Raw genomic sequence first — 17,763 nt, 5'->3', positions numbered from 1 at the left:
GCTCACCCGATTGCCTGTGCGCAACCGGGGCGGGCCTACCCTCCCAGGGAATCACATCTTCATCCGAGCGATGCGCGCACCCACGAGCAACGCCGTAACCGCAACGACGCCGACCACGGTCATCAGCCGGTTGACGTCGGTCGCCGGACGCCAGCTCACTCGGCCGTCGCGCAACACGTACACCCCGACCGGTCTGGCGCCAAGACCGTATCCGACGCCGGATCCCGCCGGACCGTCCTGGCCGCTGCTGCTCCCACCGCCGCCACCGCCGGACACCGCGGCGACGGCGATCACCGTGGTACCGTCTCGCTCGACCGGCTGGGCGTAGACGCGCTCGACCGTCATGGTGCGCAGGTTTTCCGGCAGCACCGCCAGCGCCGCGATCGGCGACGCCACTTGTGCGGGTTGGGTCGCATACGAATCGGCGAACTCGGCCACGCCGGCATGGATCCACCGCATCTCCGGACAGATCGCCGCGACGCCCGCATACGCCGCGTCATACATTTCGTCGATCAGGTCGGCAAACGGCTCGCCCAATTCCGGTGGCGACGAGAGCAGTTGCGCACGCACCGCACCGGGCGGCACCGTCGACAACACCGGCAGCGACTCCACCCGCTCCCAGTAGTCGGCCACCCCGATCCACCACCGCGCGGTCGTGTTCCCGAAACTCCGCCGCGGTCATATGCCGAGGCGGCGCATCGTCCACGGGCTGCGCGCCTGGGGCGCTGGCCGACGACATAGCGCGTGCCTTGTACCGACGGCCGACGGCGTGGATCGATCGTGACCGGTATTCGGGCTACCTGGAGCGTTCCGCTCTGCCAAGCCCTGTCCGCCTTCTCACGAAGGGACGAAGCGCCACAGCTGGGTACCGTCCCGTGTGTTGTCGACGACCGTGAGTCCGTAGTGGGGTCCTGCTGGAGTGAGGGCGAGAGCGGTGTTCAAACCAGGCACGAGGACGGCCGCTTCCTCCTCGGCGTCGCCGTCGAAGCTCCATGGCATGGCGCCGTGTGTTTCCCCGCCCCCGCAGACGACGGGATCACCTGTGTGTCCCGTCCCGGCCAGGAGCAGCATCGTGTTCGTTTGTTCGTTGGTCAGATGGACTGTCGCATCGTCGTCCACCTCGACGAGCCAGAGTTGACCGTAGTCGTTGCGGTCCGGACCCACCAGCCCGACGGCCACGCCGCGGCCACCCGTGTCGGCGCCGGTGAGCCCCATCGCGGCGCCGTCGAGTTGCAGGTTGACAATCTGGTACCGGCCCTCGCGGGGAAACTTGGTCATGGTCTGCTTCTTTCTGTGTGGATATACCGTTACCGACGATCACCCACGCTGATCCACTAGCCGTCGTCAGCAGCGTAGGAGCTCCGCAGTGAGTTTCTGATCGCCCAGTTCGGGTGATCTCGGGGTGCGCGCCGGACAAACGGGTCGCCCCTACCGGTGTCTCGCGGACATATGCAGAGACCGCAGTGCGATCCTTTTGGCGAATTCATCCGGTAAATGTGAAGTCGCTCGCGACCAGGTCTTCATAGGGTGTGCCCGGTGGCGATGTGCCGAGCCTTGGCTGAAGCCACCTCTGGGTCGCTGCATGGGCCGAGCTGGCCTGGGTTGAGCTGCAGGGCGGTTTCGGCTCCACTCGGATCACGCGGTCGTTCGCCCGCTGCTCCGCCGCGGCCACCACGTCAGGTAGCTGGACGGTGGTCGCGCGGGCCTTGATTCAGCCTGTGCGATCGAGCAATTGGTGTTGGAGAGTCAGGTCACCGAGCAAGGTCTCATCGAACGGCACGGCCTGGTCCACCATCGCCTTCACGGCCGCGGCGGCCTGGCCTGGAACGGCGGGCGAACTCCGCGACACCGTCCAGCGCGCGGATTGCGGCCTCGACGGGTGGGCTTTCTCGGTGTTCTCGGACTTATCCTGCCGCACTGCCTCGGTGGGGGCTCGCGGAATACACCTGCCCTCCGATAACACGTACGTGGTGGATCCACCGGTCTCGCCTTCGAAACAAATGCCGGACCCGCCGAGTACGGCACGTCGCTGATAGTCAGCCGCCCATGTGCTGCCGTTGGTAGTGCATCTGCACTTGCATCCACACGCATTGGGGCAGAAAACCTGCTCCGGGAAGCATGCGGACATCCGCACAGGGTGTGTATCGGCGATCTTGGCGGCGAAAGTAACGAACTATTCGCAAACTTCCGCAGAGTAGACCGCGAGTTGGGTATCGAGGCAAGTCCGAACCGCGGAACGGTAGCTGATTTGTTAGTACTGTTCATGCGGAATATAGGCAGTCATGCCCCATACTGGGCTTATCCGCAACCAGAGAATTCAAGGGTGCCCGAGCCGTCTCGAAGAAATCGTTCGGCCGCCTCCGGAATAAGCAAATCGAACAAGCGCCTTCAGTGCACGGCACGGGCCGAATCGGCAGATATTGCGTACCGGGCCCAGCGGTGCGGAGATCCCGACCGACAAACTCGGCGCTTCACCTGTCCGACCGCTCCATTTCTAAGTAGAGGAGGTAGCCGATGACTCGCTTGGATATCGGCCCCCGAGAATTGCGGGAGCCCGGTGAGCAGGGCGGGCCCGGTTTTCTGCTCAGCCGGGCCGAGTGGATCAAGATCCAGGTCTTCGTCAAGGACGCGCTGGTCCTTCCGACGACGCAGTCCGAGTTCCGGAACTCCTTGGGCCCGGGTGCGCCCAGCGACCTGTCCGACTTCACCAAGCTGATCAATGTCTACCGGCTGATCAATGACGATGGCAAGAATTGGCGTGACTCGATCTATCCCAAGGCGATCAGCCTGGCCGGCAACATCCTCCAGTACGGTCGCGACAAGGTCCCGGTCTACTACCCGCCCATCAAGGACCTGGCCCAACGGCTGATGGACAATCCGAACGATCAGCAGGCGAAGAACGACCTGAAGTCGATTCTCAAGACGGTGAGAAGCGAGGCCGACAAGCAGGTGCAATGGGCGCGCTTGGTCTCCGGAACAACCTTTCAGTTCGCGTATGACATCGAAACCGACAAAACGACATTGGCGGGTACGGACGGCAACGGCGGCCTGGTCGCGTACTACAACAAGAAATACGGCGAGGCAAGCCAGGCCGTCGCCGACGTCACAAAGCAGATTGCCGACGAGAAGGCTGTGCTGAAGGCAGCGAACGACGAATACAACCACGATGTCGTGGTGGCTTCGACCACGCCGGCCTACGGGTGGCTGGGCCTACCGGGGTTCATCGCCGGAGCAGTCGTGGCGGGTGAATACGGCGCTCGCGCTGTGGAGGCCTTGAAGCGTGTGAATGCCGCGAAGGCACAGATCAACAAGTTGGAAGCCACATTGGCCGCCGACGCGAATCTGATGAACGCCGCTCGATCCGCGAAGCAGAGCTCCTCGACGATCACGCAGGACATCACAACAGTCCTGCCGGTGCTCCAAAAGGTCGAAGGCGTCTGGGGTGCCTTGTTCGACGACCTCGGGTACATCCTCGACTTGATCGACAACAACATCGCGCAGGCCCCGCCGATCATCATGGACCTGGGTGTGGACGCGGCCATCGCCAAGTGGGCCGCAGTGGCCGAGGAGGCCGACAACTTTCTCAGAAACGCTCACGTCAGCGAGCAGTCCTACGGTTTCGAGCAGTGGACCGTGGAGGGATGGCGGCTGGCGACCCTCATCACACCGAACCGCGTTCTCACCGGCGCGCTCCGGTGACAGTCACCGCATCCACCTGAAGGAGATCTTCCGATGACCGACTTGAATATCGGGCCCCGGGAACTGGCAGAACCGGGTGAGCAAGGCGGGCCGGCGTTCACGCTGAGCCGGGCCGAGTGGATCAGAATCCAGGCTTACGTCCAAGAGGCCCTCGTCCTGCCGACAACCCAGACCCAGTTCCGCAACAACTTGGGCTCGGGCGCGCCCAGCGACCTGTCGGACTTCACCAAGCTGATCGACGCCTACCAGGAGATCAACAAGCACGTCACGACGTGGCGTGAGTCGATTTATCCCGCCACGATCAGCCTGGCCAGCGACATCAACGACTACGGTTCGAACAAAGCGCCCATCTATTACCCGCCCATCAAGGACCTTGCGCAAAAGCTGACGGACAACCCGAACGACCAGCAGGCGAAGGACAAGCTCAAGGCGATTCTGGACGTGTTGAAGAAAGACGCTGACACGCGGGTGCAGAAAGCGACCGCGGTCACCGCCCAAATCCATCAGTTCGCCAAGGACACCGAGACGGACAAGACGACGATGGTGGGCCAGGGCGGTGACGGCGGCCTCGTCGCGTACTACACCGACAAGTACGGTGAAGCCAGTAAGGACGTCGCCGAGATCACCAAGCAGATCGCCGACGCGAAGGCCGTGCTGAAGGCCGCGAACGACGAGTACAACCACGATGTCGTGGTGGCGGCGACAACGCCGACCTACGCGTGGTTGGGACTGCCCGGTTTCATCGCCGCATCGGTCGTGGCCGGCGTGTACGGCAGTCGCGCCATCGAGGCCCTCCACAAGATCGACGCGGCCAAGGCACTGATCAATTCGCTGGAGTCCAAGTACGCGGCCTACGCGAACCTGATGCATGCCGTCGAATCCGCTAAGGACAGCTCTACGACGATCGGGCAGGACCTCACCGCGGTGCTCCCGGTGATCCAGAAGATCGAGGGCGTCTGGGGGGCCATCTCGAGCGACCTCGAGACGATCCGGACGATGATCGACAAGAACATCGAGCAGGTCCCGCCGATCATCATGGACTTGGGCGTCGACGCGGCTATCCGGAAGTGGGCGGCGGTGGCCAGTGAGGCCGACAGCTTCCGGGTGAATGCCTACGTCACCGAACAGCAGCGCACCAGTTTGGATCAGTGGACGGTGGAGGCATGGCGGCTGGATACCCTCCTCACGCCGAACTGCGTCCTCGCGGGTGTGTAGGAGCGCGCCATGAATGTCGTTGCGGCGCAGTCCTACGATTGGCGCACGCTCTACGGTGACATCGAGGCGCAGGGCAACGTGCCCTGCGCCTCGGCCACCGTGATCGATGCGACCTCCGCGGTACTCCGGGCCATGTATCTCGATCTGGGCGAGGTACAAGCCACGTTGCGCAACTCGGGTTTCGATCCGGTGCTGGTGACGCTGGTAGCCGACGTCGTGAACGTGCCCGCCGGGATCTCGTGGCAGCTCCAGCAAACTGTTCTATGGATCCAGGCGCGACGGATACAGAGCGACGAGCCGTTCACCGTGACCCTCGACTACCAAAACGACCACGGTGCCCGATTCGTGCTCTTCTGCGACGAGCTGGCAGGCAGCGTACAGGGGCAGGCCGTGGTCGCCTCCCAGCAGACCGTCGCTCTACCGGTCATCGATGCACCACCGCCGTCCGGGGGCGTGCTGATCAAGTATGTCGAGGGCAGTGGTCCGGTCCAAAGCCCGCTGGACCGGGCCCACGGAGTCGCGGCCCTGTCTGCCCCGGAATACTTCCAACAGGCGCTGCGCACCGAGTTCCTGTTCGCCTCGCTGCTCTACGACACCCACCCGGACCTGGCGCTACGCCAGCTGACCTGGCTGAAGAACTGGTCGGGCTACAACGTCGAACTGCTGGGCGTGCTCCTGCGCAGCTCGTCACTGGCGACGTTGCTGGCCGCGCAGATGAACGCCGAATCCGATGGCACGATCTTCGTCCCGTATCTGAGTCGGCAGGTCTACACCGAGCTCGCGCAGGCGTTCGTGGCCGAAGCCAAACAGTACGAGGCCGACTACCAGGCCCTCAGCACCCAGACCGTCGTCACCGACAACTTCATCCAGCTCGCCAAGACACTGCTGGCGAACAAGACCTACGAGACCCAGTACACCACTCAGCTACTCGCCCAGGCGAAAAGCAACTTCGACAACGCCAGCGCCGCGGTCGCCGCGGCACAGCAACGGCTCACGGCGGCCCAAGACATCGCCCAGGAGACCCAGATCGATTTCGAGGAAATCGGCGTACCCGAATGGAAGCGCGCACAGATCCTCAAAGCGATCATCGACCTCAGTACCGCGGTCATCACTTTCGGCGTCGGGATCGGCGCCATGTTCGTGGGCGACCCCGCCGCGGGCGCCGCCGCGGCGGGCAGCGCGATCGAGGGAGCGGAGGCGGTCGAAGCCGCCGCCGAAGCCGGCAGCCAACTCGCGAACTTGGCCAAAGGGCTCAAAGACTGCATGGACCAGCTCAAAAAGATCGCGGAGGCGCTGAAGAAGGTCTATGACCTGTCGAAGGAGATCGTCGACGCCGTCGAAAACTTCCGCGACGCCGAGGAATACGCCGCCAAGCTACGGGACATGAACCTCGACACCGGCGGGGCGGATCTCACCGCGACCTACCAGTGGCGGATCTACCAGCAAAACACCGACGCCATGCTCGCCGACCCGGTCGAGAAAGGCATCCGCTACGCCCGCGAGCTCGAACTCGCCGTCGATGCCGTCGCCATCCACGGGCAGGAATTGGCCGCCGCCCAAACGGCCGCCGTCGCGGCCGGCCAGCAGTACGCCGCGGTCAGCCTGCAAAAACAGTTGGCCGAACAGGAACAGCAGCAACTGCAGCAGTACGTGGACTCCCTGGTCCGGGGCGAGGCGCCCCTCGCAGCTCTGATGCAACAACTGTACCTGCGCTACCTCGACACCAAGAGCTCGCTGTTCACCGCCCTGCAGGGCTACCGTGCGTCGTACTTCTACTGGGCTCTCGCACCCTCGGTAGTGCGCCCACGCATTCTCGACAACGTCGGCGAACTCGACGCCGGGCTGACGAACCTCACCAGCATCACCATGGACTCCGCGACGGCCCTGGAACACTTCTCCCCGCCACCGCAGATCCTCACCGACAAGCGATACACCATCGACAACACAAACGCCCCCGACGTTCTCGCGCAATTCAAGAAATCAGGAACCGCCCGATTCGAGGTATCACTGGACACCGACCAGTTCGCTGGTTTCGGCAGGGTCCGGCTCACCCGGGTCCGTGTGTGGGTGGAAAACGCCATACTTCGCAACGGCACCTCGGTCAACCTACAGATCAGCACCCAGGGCAACTATCTCGACCGCTACCGGGGAAGGATCTACCAGTTCACCTCCAAACCGCTGGACCTCGACTTCGAATACCGGGTATCCCCAAAGCAGAACGGACCACCGGACTGGACCTTCGACGACGGCACCTACGGCTACGTCGAAGTCGACGGAGCCCTCGACCACGAAGTGAGCTACGCCTACTTCGAACCGACCCCGTTCGCCGGATGGAACATCACGATCAACCCCTCGACAATCGACCTGACGAACGCCACCTCGATCACCATGCAGTTCTCCGGTTCGATAATCCATGACGCCTGACGAACGAACTGACGGACCCGATCCGGCTGAACTGGGCCAGCGCCCGGCCGTGGCCGCGCACCTACTGATGCCGCGTTCCGGCAGGCGGACGAGCTGAAGGCGACGCTGTGAATCCCTTCACCGGTCACGGATTCATCGCCAACGACGAGGACTTCTATCTGCTCGCCACCGATTCCGCGTTCCCGCTGGACTCCGATTCAGGCTTCCAACTTTGGCGCGTAAGTAAAGCCCGGCCTATGCGGCATCCTGTCGCCGATCGTTACCGATGGCGGCACGGACCTCGGCTATCAGCCGCGTGATCAGGGGCTCGGGTGCCTGATCGTTCCATACGACAGCCAGGTCGAAGGGTTCGGCGTCGGTGAGCTGGACCCAGCGCAGGTCGCCGATGGGCATCGCGGCGCCGAGCGGCTGGGGCGCGATCCAGATACCGCGGTTACGGCCGACCTCGAGCAGGCAGTCTTCGACGGTGGGCACAACCGGGCCGAGGGGAGCTGAGCGGCCGTCGGGTCTCGGGTCGGCGGTCCAGAACCGTTGTGCCTGTTCGGAGGTGAGGATGTCCGGACGCAGGACAGGATCCTCGGCGATGTCGGCGAGCGTCACGCTCGTGCGGTGTGCCAGAGCATGCCGCGGCGACAGCGCCACAGTTCGGGGATCTCGGCGCACCGTCGCGTGGTGCAGACCGACGTCGGCGATCGGCAACCACATGAAAGCCGCGTCGGCGCGACCGGTCTGCAGTAGTTCGAGTTCGTGCTTGGGGTGTTGGGCACTGCTCAACGTCACCCGCAACCCGGGAACCATGGACTCGAGCGCATCGGCCACGGCGACAGCGAACAGCGCGGTAGCTGCTGGGCAGCAGGCCAGACGGAGAGTGCCGGTTTGGGCGTCGGCGACTGCGCGCACTCGTTGAACCAGGCGGCTGAGGTCGTCGACGACCGCCGCCGCGCCGAGCGCGAGTTCCTCACCGGCTGGAGTGAGGAGAACCCCCCGTGAGGTGCGCACCAACAACGACACCCCCAGCGAACGTTCCAGCTGTTGCACATGCGTCGACACCGCTTGCTGTGTCAGGTGCAGCGCCACTCCGGCGCGTGTGATGGACCGCTCCTGCGCCACGGCCAGAAACGAACGCAGATGCCGAAGATCGAGCTCGCTCACGGCATCACCCTAGCTGTCACAACGATTCGTTGTGCGCCGTCACAGGAGATCGCTGTTTCCTTCTCGGCGCCGGTGTCGCCAAGATCTTCGTGGGGCAGCGCCACACCTTCGAGCCGGCAGCATGGGCGTCCGCCCAAGGCCCGACCTGCCCGAGACGAGTCGGAAAGAACAGGATGAGAAGTATTCGGAATGACCATAGACCGGTGAAGGCTGCTGCTCCGCCAACCGCAGGTGTGCGGCCGACAGGAGTCGCACGATGAGCATGATCGACGAATCCGTCGGGGCAGAGATGCGGCGGCTGGCCGATCGCCAGGCCGTGATGGACCTGTGCACGCGGATGGCCTGGCACACCGACCACCGTGAGTGGGATCTGCTCGAGACTGTGTTCGCCGATGAGGTGCATCTGGACTACACGAGCCTCAACGGCGGGGAACCCTCGACGCTCTCACCGGAACAGATCGTCGAAGGCTGGTCTCGGGTACTCGGCGGCTTCGACTCCACTCAGCACCTACTCGGCAACTCGCTGGTCAGCATCATCGATGACACCGCGGTGTGCACTGCGCAGTTCCAGGCCACGCACCGTTTGGCCACCGAATACGGCGACTCGTTGTGGACGCTCGGCGGCACGTACCGATTCGACCTGCGACGTGTCGGCGACAACTGGCGGATCACCGGCGTGGTGATGCACGCACGCTGGGGTGACGGCAACGAAAAGCTGATGGAACGTGCCTCCAGCCGATCCACACACTGACCGGCAGAGGTGCAACCTCGATAGCAACCGACGTCCGCGCGCGACCGTGCGCTGCGTCCTTGTTCGCCTGAAAGGCATTTCTTGACGACTCGACACAAGGTCAGCTTCCCCAGCGGGGATGCCACCCTCATCGGCACATTGTTCCTCCCCGACAGCGACGACCCAGTCCCCGGAATCGTCGTGGCTGGGACCTGGACCAGCGTCAAAGAGCTCATGGCCGACCGCTACGCCGAACACCTCGCCGACCGCGGGTACGCCGCGCTGTCGTTCGACTTCACCGGCTTCGGCGAATCCAGTGGCACGCCGCGCGAGGTGGAGAACCCGGCCCGCAAGATCGACGACATCCACCACGCCACGACATTCCTGGCCGCACAGCCGTCGATCGACTCCCACCGTCTGGGAGCGCTGGGAATCTGCGCGGCCGCGATGTACATGGCAGGCAACGCCGCCCGCGACCCGCGTATCGGATCGCTCGCCCTGATCGCACCGTGGCTGCACGACGCGGCCATCTGCGAGGCCGTCTACGGTGGCGCGGACGCCGTCGCCGAGAAGATCCAGATCGCCGAACAGGCCCGGGCGCGCTTCAAGGAGACCGGCGAGATCGACTACGTCCCCGTGGTCAGCACGACCGACCCACGCGCAGCCATGCCCTACGACATCGACTTCTACCTCAACCCGGCTCGCGGCGGAATCGCCGCCTGGCCCAACCGCTTCGCTGTCCTCGCCTGGCGGGACTGGCTCACCTTCGACTCCATCGCGTTGGCACCCCAGATCACCCAACCCACCCTGCTCGTGCACAGCGAGGACGCCGCGATCCCCGACGGCGCCCGCCGCTTCCACGCCGGACTCGCCGGCCGCAAGGACATCCTGTGGACCCAGGGCAGCCAGTTCGACTTCTACGACCAAGACCCCCAAGTCACGCTGGCCACAGACACCGCCGCCGCACACTTCGGAAGGACCCTTCGTTGATTCTCGTCACAGGCGCCACCGGAAACGTCGGCGGCGAAGTCGTCCAAGCACTCCTCCGTGAACAGCAACCGGTCCGCGCGCTGGTACGCGAGCAGACCGACCTGCCGGTCGAGCAGGCCGTCGGCGATTTGAACGAGCCGACCTCGCTCGCCGCCGCCGTCGACGGTGTCGATGCGGTGTTCCTCCTGCCCGGCTACCGCGACATGCCGGGCCTGCTCGCCACAATGCGGTCGGCAGGAGTGAAACGGGTCGTGTTGCTGTCGAGTCTGGCCACGGTCGCCACCGACACCCGAAACGCTGTCTCCGAGTTCATGATCCGCTCCGAAACCGCCGTGCGGGAGTCCGGTCTGGCCTGGACTTTCTTGCGTCCCAACGCCTTCATGTCCAACGCACTGCGCTGGCTGCCCCAACTGCGGTCCGGTGACGACGTGCGAGATGGCTTCGCTGAGGTGCCCATCGCCTCCGTCGACCCCTACGACATCGCGGCCGTCGCGGTGCGGGCACTGCTCGATTCCGGACACGAGGAACGCATTCACAAGCTGAGCGGCCCGCAACGGCTTTTGCCGGCCGAGCGGCTGGCGGTTCTCGCGCAGGTGCTCGGGCGCGATCTGCGCTTCCATCCGCTCACCGACGAGCAGGCCCGTGCCGACATGAGCGCACACATGCCGGAGGAATACGTCCACGCCTTCTTCAGCTTCTACAGTGACCGGACGCTCGACGAGTCCCAGATCTATCCCACGGTCGATGAAGTGACAGGCCATCCCCCTCGCACCTTTCATCAATGGGCAGTGGCTCACGCAAACGACTTCCGCTGAATCCTGCGCGCCATGAGACTTCTGAGCAGATCACGCTCACAGCGCGACCCGGTAGGCTCACCTGATCCCCAAACTTCCACGGTCTGTGGGAGTTTCAGGGTCTGCGTGGTTCGCTTCTGTTGTGCCCACTCTGCCTCGGGAGGTCGTCATGCGTGTCGGTCGGTTGGTATCGGTTGTTGCCGCGGTGATGCTCGCCGCGTTCGTCGCCGGCGGCGGGCCGGCCGCCGGGCAGAGCAATTACGCGCAGACCGGGCTCACCCTGCACAACCAGTACCGGGCCAAGCACGGTTCCCCGGCCATGACCTTGACCCAGAACCTGAACAACCTGGCCGACCAATGCGCGAAGTACTACGCCCAAAAACGCACGATCGACCACAGCTGCCCCTACAAGAACGGAGCCGGGGAGAACCTCGTCGGAGGGCAGAGCACCTACGACGCCGTCTCCCTTGTCCAGATGGGCACGAAGATGTGGTACGACGAGATCAAAGAATACGACTTCAACAACCCCGGATTCAGCATGCGGACCGGGCATTTCACGCAGGTCGTGTGGAAGGCCAGCACCCGACTCGGTATCGGGTACGCCTCAGAGGGCGGCTGGACTGCCGTCGTCGCCCTCTACAACCCGCCCGGCAACGTGCAGGGGCAGTTCCCCCAGAACGTGGTGCGCCCGCGCTGAGCCGAGCCTGTCCACGGCGCTCCCTCGGCCATAGCGTGACTGCTCTGGTGGATGCTCCCCGACCCCTGCGCGCCGCTGTCTCGACGGTGGCCGAGGTCGCACTTGGTCTCGGTGAGGGTGGCTCCGTGGCGTTGCCGGCAGGTGGAGAGCAGTGGCGGGCGTCGGCCCCGAACAAACGAGACGGCGTTCCTGGTCGACTTCCTGCCGGTGATCCGCCGGAGCTTGTCGCGCAGCGGGTTCACCGTCGACCACGTGCAGTACTACGCGGATGTGCGTGCGTTGATCCCCGCCGCCAGCCGCTGGCCCGGTTCGTGCCGCGCCGCGATCCCCGTGCAATCTCCCGGATCTGGGCGCTGCACCCCGAGACCGGCGACTACCTGGAAATGCCGTATCGCACGGGTCGCGACCGGCGATCAGCGGGCGCACGGTAGGGGGAACGGCCGCGGCAGACAGGAGATCGGAGTAGGCCGAACGGATCGGCCCGTATCAGATCGCGATTGCGAACCTTGGTGGTTCGACCGAAGGGGGATCGTCTTCGTCTGGTCTCAGAAGGCGCCGTCGGACAGGTCCATCAGCGTTGCCGTCACAGATGCCACGAATCGCCTCGCGGAGGTCAGATCCGGCAGGACAGTTCTGGCGAAGAAGTCGGCAACCGCCACTTTGCCCTCGTAGAAGTCGCGATCCTTGGAGGATGGTTCGCCAGAGAGAGCGGCGAGCGCGACTTCGGCTTGCTCCAGCAGTCGCCATCCGATCATGAGGTCGCCGAATGCCATCAAGAAGCGCACCGACGCCAGTCCGATCTTGTACAGCTCGCTCGGCTGTTCCTGGGCGGCCATCAGGTAGCCGAACAGGGTTTGGTTCATAGCCTGTACGTCACCGAGTGCTGTTGCCAGGACAATGCGCAGATCGCTCAGGCGTGCGTCACCGTTGTCCCGTTCGAGGAAGTCGGAGATCCCGCCCAGCAGATAAGTCATGGCGACGCCCTGGTCGCGTGCGATCTTGCGGAAGAAGAAATCCAGGGACTGTATAGCGGTGGTGCCCTCGTACAACGAGTCGATCTTGGAGTCGCGGATGTACTGTTCGATCGGGTAGTCCTGCAGGAAACCGGAACCGCCGAAAGTCTGCAGCGAGTCGGTCAGAAGCTGGTACGCACGTTCGGAGCCGACGCCTTTGACGACTGGCAGCAGCAGATCGTTGACCCGGCGAGCAAGGTCGGTGCCGACGCCGGACACCTGCGCGGCGCTGGCGGGGTCTTGGTGTGCGGCGGCATACATGTAAACAGCGCGTAGCCCCTCGGCGTACGCCTTCTGCATCATCAAGCCGCGACGTACGTCGGGATGGCGGAGGATCGCCACGCGCGGGGCGGTCTTGTCGGTCATCTGGGTCAAGTCAGGGCCTTGCACTCGGCTTTTCGCGTACTCGAGCGCGTTGAGATAGCCGGTGGACAATGTAGCGATCGCCTTCGTTCCCACCGACATTCGCGCGTTCTCGATCACTTTGAACATCTGGGCGATCCCGTCGTGTACGTCACCGACCAGCCAGCCCTTCGCCGGAACGCCGTGGCCGCCGAAGGTGAGTTCGCATGTGGCGGACGCCTTCAAACCCATCTTGTGCTCGACATCGGTGACGAACACTCCGTTGCGGGCGCCCAGCTCGCCTGTGTGCGAGTCGAAATGAAATTTCGGCACGAAGAACAAGCTCAAACCCTTCGTGCCCGGCCCCGCTCCCTCCGGCCGAGCGAGAACGAGGTGGAAGATGTTCTCCGCCAGATCGTCCGATTCGGCTCCGGTGATGAACCGCTTCACGCCTTCGATGTGCCAGCTGCCGTCGTCTTGCTTCACCGCCTTCGTGCGGCCGGCCCCGACGTCGGAGCCTGCGTCCGGCTCGGTGAGCACCATAGTCCCGCCCCACCGTCGATCGATCGCGATCTTCGCCCAACGTCGTTGCTCGTCATTACCGACCCGGAACAGCACGTCGGCCATCACGGGCCCCAGCATGTAGAAGAAGACAGCGGGATTGGCGCCGAGCAGCAGCTCGTTGATCGCCCAAGTCACCATCCACGGCGCCGGAGTTCCCCCGAGTTCTTCGGGCAGTCCAAGGAGGAACCACTCCGCGTCCTGCCAGGTCCGCACCGACTTCTTGAAGGCGTCCGGTAGCGCGACCGAATGCGTGTCCGGATCGAAGATCGGCGGATTGCGGTCGGCATCGGCGAAAGAAGCGGCGACCGGACCCTCGGCTTGTCGCGTGGCCTCGACGAGCATGGAGCGGACCGTGTCCGAATCCAATCCCGCGAAGCTGCCGGATCGAAGGATTGCATCGAGACCCAGGACCTCGAACATGTTGAACTCGAGGTCGCGGACGTTGCTCTTGTAGTGACCCATAGGGGACCTTTCGTGGCGCATGGGCGACTCCGGACGGCCGAAGAAGCATTTATGAGTATTCAAAAAACTGACTATGAAACTAGTGACCTATATGGCCGTCTGCAAGCAGCAGGGCGGAGCCTCGTCGACATGCCGGCTCGGCGCGGCCGACCCTCGGTCCTACTGCCGGCAGGCCGAGACCGTGGGGTGATCTGAGCTGTGGGACGTGGATGGTGCGGTCATCGCGCATCCACCCTGTCGCTCCCTCGCATCGCGCCGACGACGGTGTGTCCGCTACCCTCTCAACCGTACAGTCATAACGGCAACGATGTTGCCGATAATCTCGGCCCGAGGAGAGGGTGATCGGCATGCGTACTGTCGAAGTGAACGCCAGATACGGGGCGCGACCGGAGGAGGTCTGGGCGATCCTCTGCAATTTGCCCCGCTGGAGTGAATGGCTGGCGATTCACAAGGCGTGGAAGAGTGACGTCCCGAATCGGGTCACCAGAGGTGATGCGGTGACGGCGGCTGCGATGGTCATGAATATGCCGATCTCCATCGATTGGACGGTCGAGGATGTCGTGGAGCCGCACTCCCTCGTGCTGGTCGGAACCACCAGGGCCGGCGTCAAGCTGGCCTTGGCTGTCGATCTTCGGGCCGAGTCGGGGGGCACGACTGTCGCCATGACGGCGAATATCGAGGGGGGAATGATCGACGGACCGATGGGGGGCATGTTCAAGCGATCGCTGGTCGGCGCGCTCGACAAGTCCCTGAGGAAGGCCGAGGCGCTTTTGTAGCAGTGCAAGGTGCCCTCGATGTGGCCGCCGGGCGAAGTTGCCACCCGGTTCGGGCGAGGACTGCGTGGGCGGGCGACCTCGACGATCGTGAGCGGCGGTTGTGGTCGACTTCCTCGTTCGCGCCGAACTGTTCTCATCGCCGGTACTTGTATCGGTAACGCTGTTGCCGATATAGTTGGCCTGCGCTCGCGAGGACGACCGGAGGCCGAGGTGTCGTGTCGGCGAGTCGCCGCATCAGCTGTCCGGTCGGGGTAGCCCGCCGGCGCTGGTCGGCGTGGATGACCTCCGTTGCCGCCGCGAACTGCCTCGCCCTTTCTTCGGCCGACGCACGACTCGGCTGAGGGGCCGTGGAGCCTCACGCGAGTGCTCTGCCGTAACGCGAACTGAAGGAGAACTTTTGGACGGCCGCACGCTATCGCTACACCGCTTGCCGTACGGCACGCCTGGTCGTCGGCGTTGGGCTTCGGGCGCTACCAATAGCGGCTGGGATCTGGCGAGGGGGGTGGACAAGCGATGACAACCGGGAATCGACTGCTGTTGCGTGGCGGGATCGTTCTCACCATGGATGCCGATCTCGGCGATTACGAACGCGCCGATGTGCTCATCGAAGACGGCAGGATTGCAAGTGTCGGAATGGATCTGGTCGCCGACGGCGTCACAGTGGTCGAGTGCGAAGGGAAGATTGTCCTTCCCGGGTTCGTGAACTCACACCATCACATGTTCCAGACCGCCTTGAGGTCGTACTGGTCGGATGCGCTCGACTCCGACTATTTCCTGCAGTCACGCTTCGGCGCCGACGGGCTGTTCCATCAGTACACGCCCGAGGACGTGTACTGGGGTGAGTTCGGCGGGGCTTTGGAGAATCTGGCAGCGGGCACCACGACCGTCGTCGATACCTCGCAATGCTCCTACACTCCCGAACACACCGACGCGGCGCTGGACGGCATCCGCCGCTCCGGCATCCGTTGCGTTTTCAGTTTCTCGCCGTGTTTCGGTGACCATGAACCCTCGCCGTCGTACGCCCATCCGGAAGACATTCATCGCCTGCAACAGACCGTCGCTACAGGGGATGGAGACCTTGTTCGCATGGCGTTGGGCTATCACGTCGATGAAGACCTGTTCCAACTCGCCAAGGAACTACAGCTGCCCGTCTTCGCGCATGTCAACGATGTCAACTGGGGGCGTGCACTCGAGGAGTTCGAGACGCAAGGGCTCCTCGGGCCATGGATCACCTACATCCATTGCCTCGGCCTGGAGGATTCGGCGTGGCGGGTGATCGAGCGTACCGGTGGCAAGGTATCGGTCTCGGCCGTCGCCGAACAGTCCCTCGCGATGGGACGGCCTGCGCTGCAAGCCGCACTCGACCACGGAATTGCGGTGAGTTTCGGCACGGACGCCGTCAGCATTGCGCCCGTGGACTTCTTCTCGCAGATGCGCGCGGCGTACGTGCTGCAGCGAAGCGGAATCCCGCCAATGGTGGATGAAGCGTCGGAAGCGATGTCGCCGGTATCGACCCGCGACATCCTTCGGATGGCGACGCTCGGCGGAGCCCAGGCGGCTCATCTCGACCATCTCGTCGGCTCGCTCACCCCGGGCAAACGAGCCGACGTCATCGTCTTGAACGCACGTACGCTCAACGCGGGCCCGATCAACCACGCACCCGGCGCCATCGTCCAGTTGATGGACACAAGCAACGTCGACACGGTCATCGTCGACGGGTGGATGGTCAAACGGGGCGGCCGACTGGTCGGCGTAGATGTGGAGGACGTGCTCGAGCACCTACATCGTTCGGCGGCCGGTATCGTGCGCCGCTCCGGCACGGCAGACGTCCTCCTAACCGGTTGCCGCCAGCGTTAGGCTGCACTCGCACGACCAGCGGCGAACGGCCGGGCGCCCGGCATGCTGCGTATACGCGCAGGGCTGATGCGCCCTGCGCGACAGCCTGTACCCGCGAATCGGCCTCGCTGATCCGACGCAGGGGCGCCGCCGTCGCGCGATCTCGAGGCGGAGAGCATGGACGCACCTCGTCGACTCTGGCATCGCAGCGGTTCTCGGCGTCTTCGGGGGTCGTTGCGGGCTTGCTGCCGAGCCTATCTGTCGGCGAGCACTGCTGACTCGGGCCTGACGTTCGAACGCGGAAACGAGCACTCGCGTCAGTGTGAGCCAGTCGAGTCCCTTCCTGTGGCGTGCAGGTCCACAAGGCCTGCGACGAGCAATCGCAGACCGAAGCGAAACTCGTCTTCCAAAGTCTGCGTGGGTAGGCAGTCGGCGACGGCGACCGTTGCGGGGAACTGCGCAGGATCGAGCCGGCGATACAGAGCGGTGAGGTCGGCCGGCTCGATATTGGCTTCGGTGTTGTGGCCCTGTAGCTGGGCGGCGAACCCGATGACATAGCGGGCCACGGTGGTGTACACCAAAGCCGCGCGTTCGGGGGAGAAGTCGTTGGCGAGCAACATCGCCAGGATCCGCTCACGCAACATCAGCGCGTTGGGGCCGGTCGGTACCTGCTCGATGAGCAGGGGTGCGACACCGCGATGCCGGTGCAGGGTCGAGAACATGGCTTCGGCGGCGGCCGCGCACGCGCGCTGCCAGTCGCCCTCGGGTGCGTTGTCCTCGATCTCCACCTCGCCGAGCACCCGGTCGACCACGTGGCCGATGAGCTCGGCGCGATTGGCGACGGCCCGGTACAGCACCGCCGTGCCGGTGTCGAGACGTTGGGCCAGGGTGCGCATCGACAAGGCGTCGGGCCCTTCCTCGTCGACGATGCGCGTCGCGGTGGCCACGATGCGGTCGAACGGCACCCGTGGGCGGCCGGGGGAGCGGCGTGCCGGAGTCTCGGCGGTATCTGAATCGGAGGCGGTCACAACCTCATTCTCTCGTACCGGCGGACCGGCGCATCCGACCA

The 17,763-nt window shown here is 64.4% G+C and carries 14 protein-coding genes; 9 read left to right on the top strand and 5 right to left on the bottom strand.

Features of this window, described 5'->3' with window-relative positions:
* Window positions 1-51: 51 nt before the first annotated feature.
* Both U3653_RS17735 and U3653_RS17730 read right to left on the bottom strand, forming a co-directional pair.
* Window positions 52-633, bottom strand: coding sequence for a spore germination protein GerW family protein (locus tag U3653_RS17735; protein WP_323124250.1), 582 nt, complete (start codon window positions 631-633; stop codon window positions 52-54).
* A 204-nt stretch (window positions 634-837) separates the two neighbouring features.
* Entirely contained in the window at window positions 838-1,278 is a 441-nt protein-coding gene (locus U3653_RS17730; protein WP_195081358.1) for a ricin-type beta-trefoil lectin domain protein, read from the bottom strand.
* Window positions 1,279-2,514: 1,236 nt separating this feature from the next.
* Here U3653_RS17730 and U3653_RS17725 point away from each other — a divergent pair.
* From U3653_RS17725 to U3653_RS17715, 3 genes are read left to right on the top strand one after another with little or no spacing between them, the layout of a single operon-like run.
* Entirely contained in the window at window positions 2,515-3,699 is a 1,185-nt protein-coding gene (locus U3653_RS17725) for an alpha-xenorhabdolysin family binary toxin subunit A (RefSeq protein ID WP_195081359.1), read from the top strand.
* 33 nt (window positions 3,700-3,732) lie between these two features.
* Window positions 3,733-4,914, top strand: a complete 1,182-nt coding sequence (locus tag U3653_RS17720; protein ID WP_195081360.1) for an alpha-xenorhabdolysin family binary toxin subunit A — start codon at window positions 3,733-3,735, stop codon at window positions 4,912-4,914.
* Between the two features lie 9 nt (window positions 4,915-4,923).
* Window positions 4,924-7,338, top strand: coding sequence for a hypothetical protein (locus U3653_RS17715; RefSeq protein ID WP_195081361.1), 2,415 nt, complete (start codon window positions 4,924-4,926; stop codon window positions 7,336-7,338).
* Between the two features lie 234 nt (window positions 7,339-7,572).
* Here the strand turns inward: U3653_RS17715 and U3653_RS17710 are convergent, their stop codons facing one another.
* A complete protein-coding gene (locus U3653_RS17710) occupies window positions 7,573-8,490 on the bottom strand; it encodes a LysR family transcriptional regulator (RefSeq protein WP_195081362.1) in 918 nt (305 codons plus the stop codon).
* Between the two features lie 256 nt (window positions 8,491-8,746).
* On the opposite strand from U3653_RS17710, the gene U3653_RS17705 reads away from it, so the two are divergent.
* From U3653_RS17705 to U3653_RS17690, 4 genes are all read left to right on the top strand, one after another.
* Window positions 8,747-9,241, top strand: coding sequence for a nuclear transport factor 2 family protein (locus U3653_RS17705; protein ID WP_323124249.1), 495 nt, complete (start codon window positions 8,747-8,749; stop codon window positions 9,239-9,241).
* 81 nt (window positions 9,242-9,322) lie between these two features.
* Window positions 9,323-10,210 (top strand): alpha/beta hydrolase, encoded by an 888-nt coding sequence (locus tag U3653_RS17700; protein ID WP_195081363.1) that lies wholly within the window; start codon window positions 9,323-9,325, stop codon window positions 10,208-10,210.
* Entirely contained in the window at window positions 10,111-11,025 is a 915-nt protein-coding gene (locus tag U3653_RS17695; RefSeq protein ID WP_324722397.1) for an NAD(P)H-binding protein, read from the top strand. The genes U3653_RS17700 and U3653_RS17695 overlap by 100 nt, the downstream gene beginning before the upstream one ends.
* 148 nt (window positions 11,026-11,173) lie before the next feature.
* Complete coding sequence (locus U3653_RS17690; RefSeq protein WP_195081365.1) at window positions 11,174-11,701, top strand: CAP family protein; 528 nt, start codon at window positions 11,174-11,176, stop codon at window positions 11,699-11,701.
* A gap of 545 nt (window positions 11,702-12,246) precedes the next feature.
* On the opposite strand, the gene U3653_RS17685 is transcribed toward U3653_RS17690, so the two are convergent.
* Window positions 12,247-14,082: an acyl-CoA dehydrogenase gene (locus U3653_RS17685; RefSeq protein ID WP_195081366.1), complete on the bottom strand. Its 1,836-nt coding sequence runs from the start codon at window positions 14,080-14,082 to the stop codon at window positions 12,247-12,249.
* A gap of 347 nt (window positions 14,083-14,429) precedes the next feature.
* Here U3653_RS17685 and U3653_RS17680 point away from each other — a divergent pair, with 347 nt between their 5' ends.
* On the top strand, window positions 14,430-14,858 hold the full coding sequence (locus U3653_RS17680; RefSeq protein WP_195081367.1) for a type II toxin-antitoxin system Rv0910 family toxin: 429 nt from the start codon (window positions 14,430-14,432) through the stop codon (window positions 14,856-14,858).
* Between the two features lie 513 nt (window positions 14,859-15,371).
* Entirely contained in the window at window positions 15,372-16,715 is a 1,344-nt protein-coding gene (locus U3653_RS17675; RefSeq protein WP_324722396.1) for an amidohydrolase family protein, read from the top strand.
* A 296-nt stretch (window positions 16,716-17,011) separates the two neighbouring features.
* Here U3653_RS17675 and U3653_RS17670 read toward each other — a convergent pair whose 3' ends face one another.
* On the bottom strand, window positions 17,012-17,722 hold the full coding sequence (locus U3653_RS17670; RefSeq protein WP_323124248.1) for a TetR/AcrR family transcriptional regulator: 711 nt from the start codon (window positions 17,720-17,722) through the stop codon (window positions 17,012-17,014).
* Window positions 17,723-17,763: the final 41 nt, after the last annotated feature.

Source organism: Nocardia implantans (genome assembly GCF_035544775.1).
GTDB lineage: Bacteria > Actinomycetota > Actinomycetes > Mycobacteriales > Mycobacteriaceae > Nocardia > Nocardia implantans.
Note: the sequence above shows the minus strand (reverse complement) of the source record. Positions and strands in the feature narration are given on the sequence as shown.